This window comes from Tessaracoccus luoxuelianae (assembly GCF_055326245.1).
In genome coordinates this window covers 1-19,137 of sequence record NZ_JBUZNO010000013.1, presented here as the reverse complement: position 1 = coordinate 19,137, position 19,137 = coordinate 1, and the positions used below count along the sequence as shown (strand labels likewise).

15 protein-coding genes are annotated in these 19,137 nt (G+C 67.8%); 5 read left to right on the top strand and 10 right to left on the bottom strand.

Annotation, left to right across the window (positions count from 1 at the left end):
* Positions 1-53: 53 nt before the first annotated feature.
* From ACZK39_RS15440 to ACZK39_RS15400, 9 genes are all read right to left on the bottom strand, one after another.
* Positions 54-350: a hypothetical protein gene (locus ACZK39_RS15440; RefSeq protein WP_463613834.1), complete on the bottom strand. Its 297-nt coding sequence runs from the start codon at positions 348-350 to the stop codon at positions 54-56.
* A 287-nt stretch (positions 351-637) separates the two neighbouring features.
* Positions 638-910, bottom strand: a complete 273-nt coding sequence (locus tag ACZK39_RS15435; RefSeq protein ID WP_459056618.1) for a hypothetical protein — start codon at positions 908-910, stop codon at positions 638-640.
* 215 nt (positions 911-1,125) lie between these two features.
* Positions 1,126-2,070, bottom strand: a complete 945-nt coding sequence (locus ACZK39_RS15430) for a ParA family protein (RefSeq protein WP_463613833.1) — start codon at positions 2,068-2,070, stop codon at positions 1,126-1,128.
* A gap of 431 nt (positions 2,071-2,501) precedes the next feature.
* Complete coding sequence (locus ACZK39_RS15425) at positions 2,502-4,301, bottom strand: hypothetical protein (protein ID WP_463613832.1); 1,800 nt, start codon at positions 4,299-4,301, stop codon at positions 2,502-2,504.
* A 189-nt stretch (positions 4,302-4,490) separates the two neighbouring features.
* Positions 4,491-4,730, bottom strand: coding sequence for a hypothetical protein (locus tag ACZK39_RS15420; protein ID WP_459056756.1), 240 nt, complete (start codon positions 4,728-4,730; stop codon positions 4,491-4,493).
* 70 nt (positions 4,731-4,800) lie between these two features.
* Positions 4,801-5,274, bottom strand: coding sequence for a hypothetical protein (locus ACZK39_RS15415; RefSeq protein WP_463613831.1), 474 nt, complete (start codon positions 5,272-5,274; stop codon positions 4,801-4,803).
* A 15-nt stretch (positions 5,275-5,289) separates the two neighbouring features.
* Positions 5,290-5,619: a hypothetical protein gene (locus ACZK39_RS15410; RefSeq protein ID WP_463613830.1), complete on the bottom strand. Its 330-nt coding sequence runs from the start codon at positions 5,617-5,619 to the stop codon at positions 5,290-5,292.
* Positions 5,620-5,963: 344 nt separating this feature from the next.
* Positions 5,964-6,125: a DUF5679 domain-containing protein gene (locus ACZK39_RS15405; protein ID WP_463613829.1), complete on the bottom strand. Its 162-nt coding sequence runs from the start codon at positions 6,123-6,125 to the stop codon at positions 5,964-5,966.
* A 194-nt stretch (positions 6,126-6,319) separates the two neighbouring features.
* Entirely contained in the window at positions 6,320-6,793 is a 474-nt protein-coding gene (locus tag ACZK39_RS15400) for a very short patch repair endonuclease (protein ID WP_463613828.1), read from the bottom strand.
* On the opposite strand from ACZK39_RS15400, the gene dcm reads away from it, so the two are divergent.
* Entirely contained in the window at positions 6,792-7,952 is a 1,161-nt protein-coding gene (gene dcm, locus ACZK39_RS15395; RefSeq protein ID WP_463613827.1) for a DNA cytosine methyltransferase, read from the top strand. The genes ACZK39_RS15400 and dcm overlap by 2 nt on opposite strands.
* Positions 7,953-8,049: 97 nt before the next feature.
* Positions 8,050-8,805: a GIY-YIG nuclease family protein gene (locus ACZK39_RS15390; RefSeq protein ID WP_463613826.1), complete on the top strand. Its 756-nt coding sequence runs from the start codon at positions 8,050-8,052 to the stop codon at positions 8,803-8,805.
* Positions 8,806-9,336: 531 nt separating this feature from the next.
* On the opposite strand, the gene ACZK39_RS15385 is transcribed toward ACZK39_RS15390, so the two are convergent.
* A complete protein-coding gene (locus ACZK39_RS15385) occupies positions 9,337-9,720 on the bottom strand; it encodes a hypothetical protein (protein ID WP_463613825.1) in 384 nt (127 codons plus the stop codon).
* 116 nt (positions 9,721-9,836) lie between these two features.
* Between ACZK39_RS15385 and mobF the strand changes: the two genes are divergently transcribed.
* From mobF to ACZK39_RS15370, 3 genes are all read left to right on the top strand, one after another.
* Entirely contained in the window at positions 9,837-15,539 is a 5,703-nt protein-coding gene (gene mobF / locus ACZK39_RS15380) for a MobF family relaxase (protein ID WP_463613824.1), read from the top strand.
* Between the two features lie 103 nt (positions 15,540-15,642).
* Complete coding sequence (locus ACZK39_RS15375) at positions 15,643-16,023, top strand: TnpV protein (RefSeq protein WP_463613823.1); 381 nt, start codon at positions 15,643-15,645, stop codon at positions 16,021-16,023.
* 149 nt (positions 16,024-16,172) lie between these two features.
* Positions 16,173-19,137: DUF8437 domain-containing protein (locus tag ACZK39_RS15370; RefSeq protein ID WP_527252183.1), on the top strand; the 2,965-nt coding region annotated here is incomplete at its 3' end.

The window sequence follows — 19,137 nt, the reverse complement described above, 5'->3', positions numbered from 1 at the left end:
CGTCGTTCAGTACTCCTGCCGCCACACGGGTGGCGGTCTGGAACCTGGCCACGTCAGGCCTTGCTCAGCTCGTAGTTGACATCCGAGAGCAGTAACACCAGCTGCAGCGCCTCGACAGTGAGTTGAGCAGGGTCCCACGCGGCCGAGAGGCGGGCGGCCCTGCCGATGCACTCCCCCACCGTGGACTCGACGTTGACTGGCACCGGCTCCGCGCCGACCGCCAGCGCCACCGCCATCGCCCGGGAGGCGACGATGTCGAGACCAGTCAGTCCCGAAACTCCCTCGTCATGAACCATGAGGTTGCACGCCTCGTCGACCAACACGAACACCTCGTACGATCCATCAATCATCGCTTCGCCCCTTTTCGCTTCGTCTGCGGTGCTGACCACCTTGATCGGGAACGGCAGACCACTCTTCCCGTTGTCCACAGGCCCCTGTCTGCGAGCCTTCACACATATGAACCCCGGACTATGCGAGCGCTGGCGTAATCGACTTTGAGCTGTGTGGGGATAGACGAGCGGACGCGATTAGTACTTTTAGTACTAACCAGCAGCGCAGAGCGGAGTCGAAGGCACTCCCCCTGGAGATTCGCGCGACGCGGGTGAGATGGCTCGTAGCTGAAGCGGATGGGCCAGCGTTACTGGACCGTACGTCCCCGTGGCAGTTCCTCGCCCGGTGGCATGCTCGGCCAAGGCTCGCCGTTGTTGTAGGTGCGCTCAAGCTGTGCCAGTCCGTCCATGAGGAGCTTCGCTGCCATGGCGGAGAACCCGTCGACACCCTCGGCACGCAGCTCGTTGGGAATGAACCTCGCCGCACCGCGCAAACGGGCGGCATCGTTGACGTCGATGTAGAACCCGACCTTGACCTTGCTGGCAGGCTTCTTCGCAGGCTTGGCTGTGGTCCGTGCCATGGCGTTGGCCTCAGGCACTCTCGTCGCGGGCTCGGTGAAGCTGGATACGGATGGAGCCTGTTGCTCTTCAACCTCTGCGACTGGGCCCGACTGGACCACGGGCGTGGTCACAGCCTCGCCGGCGGGCCGGTTCTTCCTGATCAAGCGCGAATTGACCGGTGGTTGATGTGGCGGCCTGGGTGGAAGCCCTGTCAGTTGGCGCCTCGTCTCCCCCGTCATCGGAGCCCCTCTCCCGCAACAGCAACAACTTGGCTCGCTTCACTCTCTGTGATTCGCTGCACCACTTCCTCACCAAGCAACTGGAAATCTTCCGCCAAACCGACCGCGCTGCGGGAGCGTGGGCCATCCTGCTGCAACGCGTGGTCCCGGCGAATCTCCCACCACTTCGGGGCAGAGAGAACAGCCTCTTCCAGCTCGAACGCGAGGAGTCCCCGTTCTCGACTCTCCTGGGCTGCAGCCTCGGCATGCCGGATCGCAGTCTTGAAGATCGGCGCACCGTCTCCCAGGTCGCTCCTGATTCCCTCACGCGCCGTCTCCGAGACTCTCTTCGCCGACCTGTTGACCCCAAACAGCACGACACCCAGCAGGTCGAGATCCGGGTTCAGCCCCACGACAGCGTCGAGACGGCGGGCCACGTCACGCAGTCCCTTTCGGGATGACGCATCAGTCTTGACCGGTATCAGTGCCCAACGGGCCGCCGCCAGCGCCGCCTGTTGCAGGGTCTCCTGCCCCGGTGGACAGTCAATGAAGATCAGGTCGTAGTCCTCAGCCAACGGCGTTAAGGCCACCGCAAGAGCAAGCTTCGCCGCGGTGGGATCCTTCTGCGCTTTCATAGTCAGACCGGCCGCCGCCATGTCGAGGTGGGGTCCCCCGATGAGGACATCGAGGTTCTCCCGGATCCCTTTGACTGGGTGGGCGACACCTGAGAACGTGAGCGCTTGTGCCAGCGCCAGCCCGTCATCGTTGATGTCGCTGCTCGTGTAACCGAGTTCTTCGGCCAGGTTGCCCTGGGGGTCCATGTCGACCAGCAGCACTCGGTATCCGCTGACTGCGAGCATCCCGCCAAGGTTCGCTGTGACAGTCGTCTTCCCGACTCCCCCTTTGCCGTTGACGACCGCGACAACACGTTCGAGTCCAACGCCCACCGGGTTCTCCCTCACGACTAGTTCTAATGGTTCTAATAGTTCCATTGGTTCTTCACGGTAGCCTAAGGGCATCAGCGTCCTCGCACGCGGCGCCGCGCCGGCGTGTCATCCAAGTACTATTAGTTCTTATAGTTCTATTAGTACCGCCCGAACTTGGGCGTCGCTCTCAATCCGACCGAACGCTCAAGCACGCTGCCCCGGCGCGCGAGCCTGCTCGCGGTGAGTACATCTACCCCTATTAGTTCTATCCCTATTTCTTCTATTAGCCCTAATAGCACCATTAGAACTATTCAACGGATCGTTCGACGAGCCACGTCACTGCTGCTCCAGCGTTCTTGGTGCTGCCGCGCGGTGCTTCGCACCGCTTGCCTTCGAGGCTGTGGCCGAGTTCGGCTCGTCGGCGGAGGGGTGGGTGGGGGAGTGGGGTGCATGGGTGTGGTTGGTGGTCAGGCTGCGAGGAGCAGCTGGAGGCGTGCTTGTCTGAAGGTGGCGCGGCCGTCGGGTCGTCGTGGGTGTTTGCCCCATTGGCTCCAGGGGCCTTTGTCGCCGAGGGCGGGTTGGTGGCGGTGTCGTTCTCTGGTGCGTTGGAGTTCGACGATCCACCAGCGCCACATGGCTTGTTCGATGCTGTATGTGGTTTCGCGTCTGGCGAGGGTTCCGTGGACGCCTCGGGCTTGGGCGAGGGCGTCGAGGTGGGCGGGGGTGTGGGGGTGGAGGAGGCCGGCGTCTGCGAGGTCCTGGAGCGCGTCGGCTTGGGGTGGGGGAGTGTCGTGCCGGCGCGCGTAGGTGTTTCCTACTTCGACGCCGAGTCCGCGTCGGGTGAACAGGTCGTGTCGGGCCACCTCTTGGCGGGCGGTGAGGGTGGTGCGGAGGCGGTCGCGGGTGGTGCCTGTGGCCGGGGGTGGGGTGCGCGGTGGGACCGCTTGTGACCGAAGAGACTCCAGGGTGCTGTGGATATCTCGTTTGGGGTCGATGGTCCAGGTGGCGGCGTGGGTGCCGGCTGCGGGGATGACGAGTTGGATCCAGCCGTCTGCTTGGAGGCGGTGGAGCGCCAGGCGGGTGTTTTCTCGGGAGATGCCGGTGCGGAGGGCGAGGTGGCGGATGGAGGCGTCGACGTCGGGGGTGACGGCGTCGAGTGCGATCAGGTGGAGGGCGTCGAGGATGCGGCGGTCTGTGGCGCCGTGGGGGCCGCTCCAGCGGGTGGGGGAGGCGTCGGCGCGCTGCTGCCTGCCCTCCACGTCGAGGGCGAGCTGTTCGGCGCGGGCGAGGAACGTGTGGTCGGAGCCGTGCCGGTCGCCGGTGGTGGCCACGACCGCCACAGCGCGGCGCCACTGCCGGGTCAGGGTCGCGATCGGGGAGTGGGGGCCGGCGGTGGGTCGGGCGGTGCGGTGGCCGGTGTGGGGGTCACGCAGGGTGCGGATGTGTTCCAGGCCGGGGGAGTGCAGCAGACCGATCACGTCGTCGAAGCGTCGGCGGGAGCGGGCCATGGACAGCAGGATCGTGAACAGGTGGGAGGAGGCGTCGACGGGGTACTGCCCGACCGCGGCCGACACCGCCGCGGGCAGGGGGCGGAGGGCGCCGGGGAGGTAGGGGTGGCCGTGGGAGTCGCGGGGGAGTCCGGCCACGATGTCGTCGTCGAGGCGAGTCAACGCTGGTAGGGCGGCGACGTCTTCGGCGACCAGGTCCGCAAGCCGGTGGAGGTCGTCTGCGGTGGTGGTGGCGCGGGTCAGGGCCTGCGGGTCGCCGGCCACGATCCGGGAGGTGCCGCCGGAGGCGTGGGGGGCGCCGGGGGGGCGGACGCAGCCGGTGACCAGGTTCCCCAGCGGGGCCCGGTCCAGGGTCGGGCAGGCGACCTTCACCCGATCGGTGACCGCATGCACCACCGAAGCCGGCACCCCGTCATACAGGGCCACCCAGATGTGCCAGCCCTGCCCGATGCCGCCCGAGGCGCACACCAGGTACTCGATGCCCACCTGATCCAGCCAGCCGGTGATCCTGTCCCTGTCCGCGACGGCCTGCCGGGCGGCGGCCTCGGTTTTGCCGTCGAGGTCGAAGGCGACCAGATGGAACAAGCCGGCGGTGTCGGTGAGGTGCACTGCCCATGGGGCCTCTGGCGCTGGCCCGTCGATCGAGGCGCGGCCGATGTACTGCGAGGAGAACCCGCCGCTGGCGTCGGGCAGCTGGACCCGGAGAGAGTCGCGGGGAGAGATCGCCACCGCGAGGTCCCACGCCGCGACACGCGACACGCCGACCCCACGGGGGTAGGCAGAAACGACTTCACTGTCTATACTCAACGACAAGACCTCCTCTCGGGTCCGGCCTAACGATTTGGTTTCGAGGGAAAGTCCTCCGGCAAGAGTTGGTAGCTCGAGCCTCACAACTTGATGACTTGTACGAGCCCCGCGCCAACGGGGCTCGTTGTCATTTCAGGGGGTTTACCCGGTCATGGGCAGGGTCTCCTCCATGCGGTGGGGGTACTCCTCGGCCGGCCACCACACGGGCACGCCGTTGGCGTCGAGGGGCACGTTCTCGATGAGTCGCTGAACGAACAGCGACCGAGATGCGCCTGAAGCCGCCGCCAGCGCCGACAGGCGCTCGTTCACGACGGTCTCGATGGTCACACCAAACTGGATCGGGTTCACCATGGACTTCCGGGGGCGACGAGGAGCACTCATGCGAATCACACTAGTGTGATTCGCTTAAGGTTAACGGCTGTTTCGCGCGTGTCGCGGCGCGAACTTTCGTCTACCACAGCGGGAGTTGGACGCCGTGGCGGTGGGGGAGTGAGGCCAGGTGCCGCTCCGCGACCCCGGTGTCGAGGAGCAGCAGGTTGCGCATCACCAGGCTTCGATCGAACGAGGACTCCGGGCCGATGTAGTTGCCCGCCGACACCGCACCCCGCGCGATCCAGTCGATCTGGTTCCGCGTCCTCGTCGACGCGACCACATGACCGGCACCGACACGCTGACACAGCGGGTTGTCGCACTCGTGCGCCACCACCTCCACGCCAGCCAGGGCGTCGAAGCCCTCCGCCAACGCGAACGCGAACCGGTGTGCCACGACCGCGCGGCGAGGACCCAGCCAGAACCGGCCGTGGCCAGCGTTGCGGCTGATCGCCCCCGCCCACCACAGACAGTCACTGCCCGGCAGCACCCGCAGCTTGGCCCGGAACCTGCCAACCAGCACCTCCGAAGCCAGATCCTCCGCCGTCAACGACACAACCCCACCCCTCCGCTAGATGCCCGGCGCCGACGGCGCCGGATCGGGGGAGGGCGCAGGATCGTGGTGGTGTTGCTGCAAGCGTCGGAGCCGGTTGGCCTCACGGACCTCCAACCCACACATTGCGGCGGCCTCCGGAACTGACAGATCCTGGGTGAGGGCGTGCAGGGCCTGGCCGATCCGGCGCTCGGTGTCCTCCACGACCTGCTGCCGCTCCACCGCGGCCGCCGTCGCCATCAACGCGTGTTCCCGGATCCGGGCCTCGCGCGCCGACGCCTCCGCGCGGCGCCTCACCAGCTGCTCCTGCACCAGCCGGCGCGCTTCCAGACGTGGATTCTGTGCCATCACTCGATACCTTCCTCGTCGCGGGCCTTCCCTCAAGCCCCATCACGTAAGAAGAACCCGCACCCAACACCATCACGGCGGAACGACACTTCCATCCTTCTCATACCGTCGGCGACGACCACGCGTTCGGTCTGTCGGTGGCATTAGGGAGTGCCGCTGTCGATCGCACACGTCGAAGGCGCTTGGCGGTCGCCAGAGTTGAAAGCTGATCTGACCGGGTCGGCATGAGCTGGCGGCGCAAAGCCTGGGGAGACGGTGTCACTTGCCGCGGGCATCGCAATGGGGCGGTGCCCATGGCAGCCGCCCCATTGAGAGCCCGGGTTGGGGCGTCGATCCGCTTTGGCTCAGGCCTTGCCGAGGATGCGGTTGAGGTTGGTGCCGCACACGGGGCACACGCCCTTGGCCATTTTGGTTCCCTTGGCGTTGACCACGACCTCGCCCTTCGCGTCGCGCTTCTCCTTGCACTTCACGCAGTAGAAGGAGCCTTCCCAGATCTCCGCAGTCATGTTTTCCTCCTTGTTGGGGTTGGTTGCGATTCAGCAGCCTCCTTCACTCTAGGCGCTCGGAGCGCTCACAAGGAGTCATCACGTCCCGAGGTAGTGAGCCCAGGCTGCTCGATCCGTCCTTCCCCCGGGGGCGACCACCACCCACCGAGGACCACCTTCGGTGGGCACCGAAGACATCACTCGTGGCCCAGACATCAACTGATGGTTGCATCGCTGATCGCTGCCGCGATGCGATCAACCACCGTGTGCGGTGGCTCGTGCTCCCAGAACCGAAGCACCGTCCAGCCTGCCGCGCGCAGGATGACATCTGTCTCACGATCCCGGCGCTGGTTCCCCTCGATCTTCGACAACCAGTAGTCAGCGTTCGCGCCGGGCGATACGAAGTGCTGGGGGCATGCATGCCAGAAGCATCCATCGACGAACACGGCGATCTTCCAGCGGGTGAACACGACATCAGCAGATCTACGCACAGACGGAACAGGTCGCATGTGCACGCGGTAACGGAAGCCTCGAGCATGCAAGAGGGTCCGCACCGCAAGTTCTGGCGCGGTGTCCTTCGATCGGTTCGCGACCATCACCCGCCGAGCGTGTTCACTGGACGCCCACGATTCCGCCACACCCAGATCGTATGCCCGTCGACGCCCAAGGGATCGGTACGCTGGGCGCATGGGAACTCTCACGCCGATCGACGCTGCTCGCCCGAAGGTGTTGGAGTTCTTCGCAGGAATAGGCTTGGCCAGGATGGGCCTGGAGTCAGCGGGATTCCGTGTGGCGTGGGCTAACGACTACGAGCCGGACAAAAAGGTGATGTACGACGCTCAGTTCGGTTCGGTGGGACACTCCTTCGCTCTCGGTGACATCGGCGAGGTAGACGCCTCGACCCTTCCGCGTGACGCCGCAGTTGCGTGGGCCTCGTCCCCCTGCACTGACCTCTCACTGGCCGGAGGCCGTGCTGGCCTGGCTGGAGCGCAGTCGGGAACGTTCTGGCACTTCATTCGCATCCTCCGAGAGCTAGGAGAATCACGGCCCCAGGTAGTGGTACTTGAGAACGTAACTGGCTTAGCCACGTCACATGGAGGCGACGATCTCTCTGCCGCGATTCGCGCGTTCAATGACCTCGGATACTCGGTCGATGTGCTCGCGATGGACGCTCGTCGTTTCGTTCCGCAGTCCCGCCCACGCCTGTTCCTCGTAGGCGCGGCCAACCCCCCAGAGGACGTCGCGGAACCGAACTCCGAGCTCCGCCCTGATTGGCTCCAGTGGGTCTACGGTGACAAGAGTCTCCGAACCCACCGTGCGGCGCTGCCCGCGCCACCTGCCCCCAAACTAAGCGGGCTTGGGGAGATGGTCGAAGAGATGGCGTTGAACGACGAACGTTGGTGGGATCGTGACCGCACCGAGGCATTCATTGCATCACTGTCGCCGCTGCAGCGAGAGCGAGTTGATGCCCTACGCCGCGACCCGCGCGTGAAGTACCGGACGGCATACCGCCGGACGCGTGGCGGTGTCGCAGTCTGGGAGGTTCGAGCCGACGACATCTCAGGTTGCCTCCGAACCGCGCGTGGTGGATCCTCGAAACAAGCCCTGGTTCGCCTCGGGAACAAGCGGCTCCAGGTCCGCTGGATGACCCCACGCGAGTATGCACGTCTAATGGGCGCGGGGGACTACGACTTGAGTGCGACGCGCACGAACCAGGCTCTGTTCGGCTTCGGCGACGCCGTGGCTGTGCCCGCGGTTTCGTGGCTCGCAGAGCATTACCTGATGCCTGCGGTGAGGGGGATGTCGAAGCCTGTCAGCGCACCGCGACAGGAGACGCGTGTCAAGTAAGAGCACATCTAGTTCAGCGCCCAGGCCCAAGAAACCTCCGAAGAGCAAGCTCCCCGCTACCGACGTTCAAGAGTTCCGTCGTCTGCTCAAGGAATTCTTGAGCGTCAGGGATGACGAGGGTCGGAAGTGGGCCGACGCCAAGTGGGGCGTCTACGCCTTCTACGACTACGACGGCGAGCCCATCTACGTCGGGCAGACTAACGAGCAGCTACGGGTTCGGCTCGGACGGCACCTCACCAACCAGCGAACCGATGCGGCAGCAATGCGCATCCTGGACCTGTTCGAGGTCGCTGCAGTCGAAATCTGGCCGCTCTGGGACTTCGAGTCGATCAACCTCCGCGAGAAGAAGGCTGAGGCCTACATCGGAGCGAAGAGACACCTGGATGCCGCCGAGTACACGGCCTACCTGAACGCGATTGAGAACTCTCGGTTCAAAGCGATCCTCAACGAAAAGATCCCACCCGTCTCCGACCGTATCGAGCTTCCGCCGTCGCTCCGGCGTGATCTCATCACCCCTGCTATCCGTGAAGACCGGAGTCATCCCGACATCCGCATTGCTCGTCGTGCTGAGACCATCTCCCGACTCGCCGCCGTCGCACGAGAGCGCGGAGAGGTGTCGGAGGGGCTGCGTCGTGTGCTCGTGATCCAAGCTGTACGCCTCGCTTACATCTCGGCGGTGCGGCTTGCCTATTCGGAAGGCCGGGCAGAGCCTTCCCCAGACGCCATCAATGTGACGGCCCTGGTTGGCAATGTCTTGTGGGAATACTCGGACCCGAGCGGACATGAAGAGGATCCCAACGACGCGTCGCTCGACGGTGACGCCGACGCAGAGGACCCTGACGCGGCAGACTAGCTAGCCGTCCGCGCGGCGAGCCCGTATCCGGCGCTTCGTCTCGACGGAACGCGCGTTGTGAGCGGAACGACAGACGTCACAACGACATCCGGTGTCGTACGCAACGCTCGACCCATGATTGCCGATGACCCGGCCAGCTTCCCGCTGACGCTTGATGTAGGCCGCGTGCGCCGCCGCATGAGCAGCCCGGCATCGTTCGCAACGACAACCGAGGTTCCCGTAGCCGTTAACCGTGCCGTGACGCTGGTCGTCATCTGCAAGCGGTACCCCTCGTCTCGACACAGCGATAGGTTACGCGGCCATGTCGACTGGGTGCCAAGACCGTGACAGTTGTTGCTGTCATCCGCTGGACACCAAGCGGCTTCCATGATTCTCCACCCCACCGCCGCCATGTACCCCAATCTGGAGTTCTACACACCTCTTGCACCATCGGGGGAAGGGCCCGGGTTGTTGCATCTGATGCAACATCAAGCGTGGCTGGCCCGGGCAGATGATCGACTGGGGGTACGTTCGCGTTCGCGGGTCTACGCGTCATGGTCCGGAGGTTTGTCGCCTCTTCCGTAGCCGGGCCACAGACCATGCAACCAGCTCAGCTACGCCGCCGATGACCGCGTCGTAGACGATGCCTTTGAGCAGGTGTTCCCAGAGGTAGGCCCAGGCTTGAGCGTCTGACTCGATGCAGTCTCGCCCCCATAGAGTGCAGTTCAGCGCCTGCTGGGCGGCTATCTGCGAGCCCACGATTCCGGAGCCGATCAGGGCGACCCATCCCAGGCCTTCGGCGCCCTTGCTGAGGTATTCGCGGGTGCCGCTCTCGCGCAGGAACGCTCCGACGAGGATGGAGATCCATGCCAGGACCTGGACGACCTGCGCTACGGCTGCGAGCAGCTGGTAGTCGGCGCCAAGCTCGGGATTCATGCGACGAGTCTGCTCCTCGGCGGCCGCCCCTCGCCTGATTCCCGGGCTTCGGTCCCATGAGATTCAGCGAAGTCGGTTCACGCTGTGGCCGGGTCGGGTTCGGGTTGGTAGGGGGTGTGACGGCGTCTTTGCACAAGCTGACTGCCGGGTCGGGGTATGACTACCTGACCCGGCAGGTTGCTGCGCAGGATTCGACGGAGAAGGGGCACGCGTCGCTGACGAGCTACTACACGGAGAAGGGTGAGGTGCCGGGTCGGTGGGTCGGCACCGGCCTGGAAGCCTTGGAGATGCAGCCGGGTAGTGCGGTGTCGGAGGGGCAGATGCGTGCCTTGTTCGGGGCGGGTTTCCATCCGGATATGGAGGCCCGGCTGGCTGCTCTCCCGGCCGGCGCGACGCCGGCGCAGGTCCGGAAGGCGGCCCGCCTGGGGTCGCCGTTCCAGGTGCGGACGGCGGCCACGGTGTTCCAGCAGGAGGTCGCGGTCCGGTGCAGTCAGTGGGCTGCGGCTAACGGTTTGGGCAGTGATGGGACGGTGCCGGTGGATGTGCGGGCTGGTATCCGCAACGAGCTCGCCACTGCTGGCTTCCAGCAGAGGATGGGGAGGGCGCCGAGCGGGGTGGAGTTGTCGTCGGAGGTGGCGACGTTGACGAGGAACCCGACGATTGCGTGCGCGGGCTATGACGTGACGTTCACACCGGTGAAGTCGGTGTCGGCGTTGTGGGCGGTGGCGCCGCAGGCTATTTCGGTGCTGATTGAGGAGGCTCACAATGCGGCGGTCGCGGACGCGCTGCGGTATCTGGAGGAGCGGGTCCTGTTCTCGAGGCGTGGTCATGGTGGGGTGCGGCAGGTCGAGGTCACTGGCCTGGTCGCGGCCGCGTTCACGCATCGGGATTCGCGGGCGGGGGATCCGAATCTCCACACCCATGTCGCGATCGCGAACAAGGTCCAGACCTTGGATGGGGCGTGGTTGGCGGTCGACGGCCGCCCGTTGCATGCGGGGATGGTGAGCATCTCGGAGGTATACAACACGGCTCTGGAGGCCCATCTGGTGGCCCGGCTCGGGGTCCGGTTCGCGGCTGAGACGGCGCGTGATCCGGGTAAGCGGGTGGTGCGGGAGATCGTGGGTGTGCCGGCCCGGTTGCGGGAGGCGTGGTCGAGCCGGCGGGCGGCGATCGAGGCCCGCCAGGCGGAGTTGGCAGTCGACTTCCAGCACGCGCATGGCCGGCCGCCGACACCGGCCGAGGCGATCGCGTTGGCGCAGCAGGCCACCCTGGAGACCAGGCAGGCCAAGCACGAACCCCGCTCCCTGGCCGAGCAGCGCACCACCTGGGCGACCCAAGCCCGTGCCGTCCTCGGCGGCGACGGGGTGGCCCGGATGCTCACCGACGTGACCGCCGCCGGCCGCCAGTCGGGGCCTCCGGTCACGACCGAATGGGTCGACTCTGTGGCCGACGAGATGGTGACCCGGATGGGTCTGTCGCGGGCGTCGTGGACGGTCTGGCACCTGCAAGCCGAAGCCTCACGCCGTGCCCGGGAACGCGCCACGGACCCGCGGCAGGCGGAGGAGTTGACCGCCGCGCTGCTCGCGGCCGCGACCGCCAGGTGTCTGCCGGTGGCCGGCTGGACCGATCCGGTCAGTGATCCGCAGCTGCTGCGGCGCAGTGATGGGGAGAGTGTCTACAGCACCGTCGGGGGTCGCCGGTTCACCTCCACCGCCGTCATCGAAGCGGAGGAGACGATCACTGCGGCCGCCGGGTTGACGGATGGCCGGCGGGTCGAGGAGGTCGACGTCACGGTGGCGCTGCTGGCCTCCACCGCCGGCGGAGTGACGTTGAATGCGGGGCAGATCCAGCTGGTGCGACGCATGGCCACCAGCGGCCGGCGCGTGCAGGTGGGGTTGGCAGCGGCCGGGTCAGGCAAGACCACAGCCCTAGCCGTGTTGGCCGGCGCGTGGCGGGAAAGCGGCGGCACCGTGCTAGGCCTGGCCCCCTCCGCAGTCGCGGCCGGGGTACTGGGGGAGCAAGTCGGAGCCTCGGCGACGCTGGCGAAGATCGCCCACGACCTCCACCACAACCCGGCGGCCGTGGAGGAGTTGATCGGTGCGGAGACGTTGTTGATCGTCGACGAGGCCGGCATGGCCGATACCCCCACCCTGGCAGTAGTGGTCGAGTTCGCGATGGGGCGGGGGGCGTCGGTGCGGCTGATCGGTGATGATCAGCAGCTCGCCGCGGTCGGCGCCGGCGGCGTGCTGCGCGACATCACCGAGACCCACGGCGCGGTACAGCTGACCGAGGTGATGCGCTTCGCCGACCCCGCCGAAGCAGCAGCCTCCCTGGCGCTGCGGGAGGGCCAGCTCGAGGCGCTGGGCTTCTACCTCGACCAGGGACGCATCCATGCCGGCTCCGAGGAAACCGCGCTGCGTGACGCCCTGGCCGGATGGCTCCACGACCGTGGAGCAGGGCTCGACAGCGTGATGCTGGCCGGCACCCGAGAAAGCGTCGCCCAACTCAACCGGTGGGCCCGCGACCACCGCCTCACCACCACCCCCGACGACACGCCGGCGGCGGTGGTGGTGGGGTTGTCGGATGGGAACGTGGCATCGGTGGGGGATGTGATCGTGACCCGGATGAACGACCGCCGGATCCCGATCAGCGCGACGGATTGGGTGAAGAACGGCGACCGGTGGACCGTCACCGGCGTCGACCCGGCCGGCGCACTCCGAGCAGTCCACCGCAGCACCGGGCTGCGGGTCGTGCTGCCGCCGACGTATGTGGCCGAGCATGTGGAGTTGGGGTACGCGGTGACGGTGCACTGCGCTCAGGGGGTCACGGTCGACACCACCCACACGGTGCTGACCGGGACGGAGGCCAGGCAGCAGTTGTATGTGGCGATGAGCCGTGGCCGCGAATCGAACCAGGCGTATGTGCAGGTCGTCGACGGGGGAGAGGAGAATGCCCCGATCCATCCCGCGACGCTGCGGCCGGTCACCGCCGGCGACGTCCTGGAGCAGGTCCTGGCCAGGGACGGATCCTCACGCTCGGTGACCACCGAAGCCCGCCACGCGACCGATCCGTACACGAGGCTGGGGTTCGCGGCCGCCCGCTACACCGACGTCGTCACGGTGGCCATCGAACAGCTCTATGCCGACTTGGTCGTCGAGTTGGATGAGCAGGCCGACCAGGTGGTGGAGCAGTTGACGTCCTGCCCGGCGTGGCCCACGCTGCGGTCCCATCTCCTGCACGCGGCCGCCGACCAGGCCTCTACGCCGCTGGAAGTTCTGCGGGCGGCGGTCGATGCCCGTGAGCTGGGGACGGCTGCGGATCCGGCGGCGGTGCTGACCTGGCGACTCCCGAACCCTGCCGGTGTGGGGCCGTTGTCGTGGCTCCCCGCGATCCCCGCCACCCTCGCCGCGCATCCGCAGTGGGGACCGTATCTGGCGGCGCGCCAGGGCTTGGTGGAGGACTTCGCGGTCGAGGTGCGTGACGCTGCGGCGGGGGTGTCGCGGCCGGTGTGGGCGCTGCCCGGGCAGACGTTGACCTCTGCTGTGGTGGGGGAGGTGGAGGTGTGGCGGGCGGCGTGGCAGGTCGACCGCGCAGACCGGCGCCCCACCGGCCCTACCCAGCTCGGCGCCGCAGCTCACCGCTGGCAGCAGCGTCTCCTGGACCGGTTGCGGCCTGCTCATCCGGTGGGGGTGTGGACCGATCTGCTGCGCGACGTCCGCCACGATCTGCCCCGCGACCCCTACGCCACCGTCCTGGCGCACCGCCTCGCCGCCCTCCATCAGGCCGGGGTGCCCGTGACCGAGCACCTCGCCGCAGCCGTCGCCGACGGCCCGCTGCCCGCGGAACAACCCGCGGCCGCACTGTGGTGGCGACTGGCCCGCCACCTCGCCGCCGCCGGCGTCGACGGCCCCACCCTCCCCGCCTGGGAATCGGATCTGGTTGATCGGCTCGGGTATGAGGCGGCAGCCGAGCTGGAGGCCAGCCCCTGGTGGCCCCACCTGGCCGCCGCGATCACCCACGCCACCGACCACGGACACCACCTCGAGCACCTGATCACCCCGACGGTGGATGTGTCCGGGTTCGATGATGCGTGTCAGGCGATGCTGTGGCGCACACACCACCTCACTACCCTCCCCCCGGACGAGCAGGGGGAGCCGCCGCATCCCGACGAGGTGCCGCCGGAGGGGATCGAGGACATCGACTGGTCCACCCGCACCGCCGACCTCGCCAAGGCGGCGAGTTTGCGGGAGCGTACCGATCCGGACTTCACCGAGGTCGAGCTGCGGCAGGGGTTCGCGGCCGCCGACCGCTGGGCCGAGACCCCCCACACCCCGCAGCGCCTCGCCCAGGTCACCGAGGCGGCGGCCGGGTTCTTCGAAGCCCAGCTGCCCGGCTCATGGAGCCACACCTACTTCACGGAGCGGTTCGGTCAGGATCTCGCCGGCGACCCACGGTTCCGGATCGGGCACGCCCCCGCGGGCTGGACGACGCTGGTCAGTGCGCTGCGGAAGCAAGGATTCGACACAGACGAGCTGCTCGCCGCGGGGGTGGCCACCACCACGAAGCAGGGCACCGTGGTCGACCGATTCCGCGACCGCGCCATCCTCCCCATCACCCATGAAGGCGTCATCGTCGGCTTCGTCGGCCGCCGGCACCCCGACGCCGGCGACGACCACGGCCCCAAGTACTTGAACAGCCCCGCCGGCGCCCTGTTCGCGAAACGCGACGTCCTCTACGGCCACCACCTCCTCACCCCGGAGGCTGTGCCGGTGATTGTGGAGGGGCCGATGGACGCGATCGCGGTCACCCTCGCCGGCCACGGGGCCTTCATCGGCGTCGCACCGCTTGGAACCGCGCTGACCCGGGAACAGACGCTCCTGCTGCGCGACGGACCCACCCCGCTGATCGCCACCGACGCCGACAACGCCGGCCACATCGCAGCCGAGAACACCTTCTGGCTCCTCGCCCAGCACCGCCTCGACCCACGCCGCCTGCTCCTCCCAGCCGGCGGAGACCCAGCACAGCTACTCCAACAGCACGGCCCCGACGCCCTCCACCACGCGCTGGCCGAGGCCACCACGGCGCAGGGGGACCTGATGATCCGTGACCGGGTCACGTTCCTCACCCCCGCCGACGCCGGCCGGCAGGTCGCCGAGATCCTCGCCGCCCGCCCCCCAGCCACCTGGCAACAGCACCAGGCGATGGTGCCGGAGGAGCAGACCCGACACCTGGTGACGCGGATCAACGCCTGGACCACCACCCCGGCCGCGGCCGCCGACCACGCACGCGAACAGACCCGGCAGACACGCCGCCGCCTCGACCAGACCCCAGCCGACCGCTGGCAACGCTGGGCCGACCTGACCGGCCTGGCTGGGGTGGAGGAGTGGCCGCAGCTCGCCGCCCGGCTCGACGAACTCCACCACGCCGGCGCCGACACCACACTCTTGGCCCGGCGGCTGGCGAAGGTACCGGCCGCAGTGGCGGCCGCGACCCTGGCACGCCACCAGCCGGGGGCTGCGGTGGAGGTCGACTGGCGTCCCTGGGCCCAGGCCGTGAACCCGACCCTGCTGGGTGAAGGGTGGGGGAGCGTGCAGGCGGACCTGACCAGGTTGCAGGCCGCCGGCACCGACCTCACCGCCCTGGCTCGGAGGCTGGCGGGTCGCGACCCGGAGAAAGTGGTAGCAGGGCTGCGCAACGTGCTGCGCAACCTCGCCAGCCAGAGGCCCACCGGTTCGAAGGTGTCGGAGGGGCCCGAGATGATGACGCTACAAGGACTGTGGAGAGGGGTGGGTCGCGATGATGGTTCACGCGGTGTGTGACCTGAGTTGGGGTTCTTCGAAGGCATGGCGTCTAGAAGTCGATCCCGCTATGACCAGCCCTCGCTTGAGGAGTTGTGGCTCAGCGCAGATGAGGAGTCCGTTGATGAATCAGTACGGCCGGTTCGCCGAGCAGTCGTGGCAGATGCTGGCGCCGGCCAGGTACGCGGCGTTGGAGGATCCCAACCACTTCTTCTCGACGTTGGGTCAGGAGGCCCAGACGCGGGTGGTGTGGCTGGCCGAGCAGATGCAGGGCCCCGACCCGACCGGCGAAACCTACTGGGAGAAGGTGGGTCGGCTCAACGCGATCCGGATGCAGGCCGAGGAGATCGTCCGGGCCGAGATGCTGACCCCGGAACCGGAAACCCTGGAAGAGGAGGACGACGAGAACGCGGGCTTCGACCCGCAGACCTCCTCGATCCTGCAGCTGCTGATGGAGACTCACCACGCGATCCACGACAAGACGGGCCTGATCGAGGACCAGTAACCCCCACCCCACCAGCCCCTCCCTCAACCGCTGCCACGTCCGCAGCCGGGCCGGTGGCGGTCCCGGTGGCGGTCCCGGGGGTGGGGTTTCGGGTTGGGGGGCAGGACAGTTTGGCGCCGTCGGGGGCGGTAGCCCGGTTCGATGCCAACGTGGCCGCGATCCGCGTCCTCCACCGGGTGCAGGCCGAGGGCCGCCCTGCGACGGTGGGGGAGCAGGAGGTGTTGGCCCGGTGGGGGTCGTGGGGGGCGCAGGGCCTGTCGCAGATCTTCGACGAGTCCCGCCCCGATCATGCGCAGCGGCGCCAGATGTTGCGGGAGCTGCTGGACCCGGCCGCCTACGATGCGGCGCGCCGCACCACGATCAACGCGCACTACACGCATGTGGAGTATGCCCGCGCGATCTGGGACACGCTGATCGAACTCGGCGCCCCCACCGGGGGGCGGGTGTTGGAGCCGGGCTGCGGGGCGGGGGTGTTCATCGGGACCGCCCCGGAGGCGGTGTCGATGATGGGCGTCGAGCTCGACCCGACCACCGCCGCCATCGCCGGCCTGCTGTATCCCGGGGCGCTGATCCGTGCCGAGTCGTTTGCCGAGACCCGCCTACCGGGCGGGTACTTCGACGCGGTGGTCGGGAACGTGCCGTTCGCTGATGTCCGGCTCCATGACCCGCTGCACAACCCGCACCACTACGTGATGCACAACCATTTCCTGTCCAAGTCGGTGCAGCTGACCCGCCCCGGCGGGCTGGTGGCGGTGCTGACCAGCCACTACACCCTCGACTCGCGTGACCCGGCCCATCGCCGCGACCTGCACCACCTCGCTGACCTGGTCGGCGTCATCCGGCTCCCCACCGGCGCCCACACCGCGGCCGCCGGCACCGAAGCCGTCACCGACCTCCTGATCCTCCGCCGCCGCGTCGAAGGGGAGGCTCCGGGGGAGGATGACTGGATCTTCACCGACCCGGTCACCGTGCCCGGACCCCACGGCACCGAGGAGACCCTCCACATCAACCGTCGCCTGACCAGCAACCCGTCGCTGGTGCTCGGCCAGCCCGAGTGCAGGGTCGGGATGCACGGTGTCGCGGGCCTCCACATCACCCCCACCCCCGACCTCGACACCAGCGAGGCCCTCCGCGACGCCCTGGCCGGGATCACCCGGCGGGCCCGCGAGAACGGCTGGACGTTCACCCCCTCCACCGGCGACTCGCCTGTGCTGGTGGGGGAGGGGGTGGCTGAGCGGGATGGGCATCTGAGCGCGCATCCCGATGGCCGGTTCACCGTGGTCTCAGAAGGCGTGAACGTGGCGGTGGAGGTCCCGGTCAGGCAGCGGGTCGAGGTGCGGGCCCTGCTCGAGCTGCGGGACCAGGCCCGGACCGTGATCGCGGCCGAGACCACCGCCGCCGATGGTGATCCCGGGTTGGAGGAGGACCGGCGAAGGCTGCTGCGCTCATGGGAACGCTACGTCGAAGCGTTCGGGCCGATCAACCGGTTCACGTTGACGAAGCCGAAAGACCCGACCCGCAGACCGGCGCGGTTGATACCGGCGGCGGTGCGGCTGGTGACCCGCCTCGACCCCTACGGTCCGCTGGTCGCGGCCCTGGAACGCTTCGACGACGACACCGGCCTGGCTCTGCCCGCGGGGTTGCTGACCGCCCGGCAGATCGTGCCCCGGGAACCCGTCACCTCGGCTGAGACACCTTCGGATGCGGTCAGTGTCAGCCTGGACACCCTCGGCCGCGTCGACCTGCCCACCATCGCCGCCCTGCTGGGCTGCGACCAGACCCAGGCACGACAACGGATTGATGATCTGGTGTTCGACACCCCCACCCCGGAGGGCGACAGCAGCGGTGTGGTGTTGCGGGCCGAGTACCTCTCCGGCAACGTCCGCGACAAACTCGACCTCGCCCGGCAGGCGGCCGCCGTCGATCCCCGCTGGCAGCACAACGTGGCCGCGCTAAGGGCCGTGCTGCCCCCCGACCTGGGCCCAGGAGAGATCACCGCCGCGCTGGGGGCGGTGTGGATCCCGGCCGAGGATCACGCCTTGTTCATGCGCGAGGTCCTGCAGGATCGGCAGGCGAAGGTGACTCATATTCATGGCTCCGAGTGGGTGGTCGAGGGCAACAAGTGGTCGATGTCGGCGACCCACGATTGGGGGACCCGCCGGCTCACCGCCCCCGAACTGATCCAGCGCCTGCTGACCCAGACGCAGATCCTGGTCAAGGACTCCCACACCGACCGTGACGGCCGCACAATCGACACGTTGAACGCCACCGAGACCGAGGCCGCGCAGGAGAAAGCCCGGCTGCTGGCGCAGCGGTTCGCCGGGTGGGTGTGGGAGGACCCCGAGCGTGGTGCGCGGCTGCAGGCCGAGTACAACCGCCGGTTCAACTCGATCGTGCTGCGCGATTACAGCGCCGAAGGTCAACAGCTGACGTTCCCCGGTTTGGTGAGCTCGTTCACCCCGCGGCCGCATCAGCGGGCGGCGGTCGCGCGGATGCTCAACGAGCCCTCCGTGGGCCTGTTCCACGTCGTCGGCGCCGGGAAGACCGCGGAGATGATCATCGGCGCCACCGAACTCAAACGCCTCCAGATGATCCGTAAACCCGCGATCGTGGTGCCCAACAACCTGCTGGCGCAGTTCACCCGCGACTGGATGCAGCTCTACCCCCACGCCACCGTCCTGGCCGCCGGCGCCGATGACGTCACCGCCGACAAACGCCGCGCGTTCGTCGCCCGCGTCGCCGCCAACGACTGGGACGCGGTCATCCTCACCCGCACCGCCTTCCAAGCCCTCTCCCTGGACCCGCGCCGGGAACTGGACTACCTCACCGACCAGACCCGCGACATCCGCGCCGCCCTGACCCGGGCGGCTGAGGCCGGCGGCCGCGCCGAGTCCCGCGTCAAAGCCATCGAGAAGCAGATCCTGCGCGCCGAAGAGAAACTCAAAGCCAAACTCGACCAGCCCCGCGACCCCGGGATCAGCTTCGAGGAAACCGGCATCGACTACCTGGTCATCGACGAACTCCACGACTACAAGAACCTGCGCGTCGCCTCGAACATCCCCGGCGCCTCCATCGACGGCTCACAACGGTCCCAGGACCTCGACGCGAAACTGT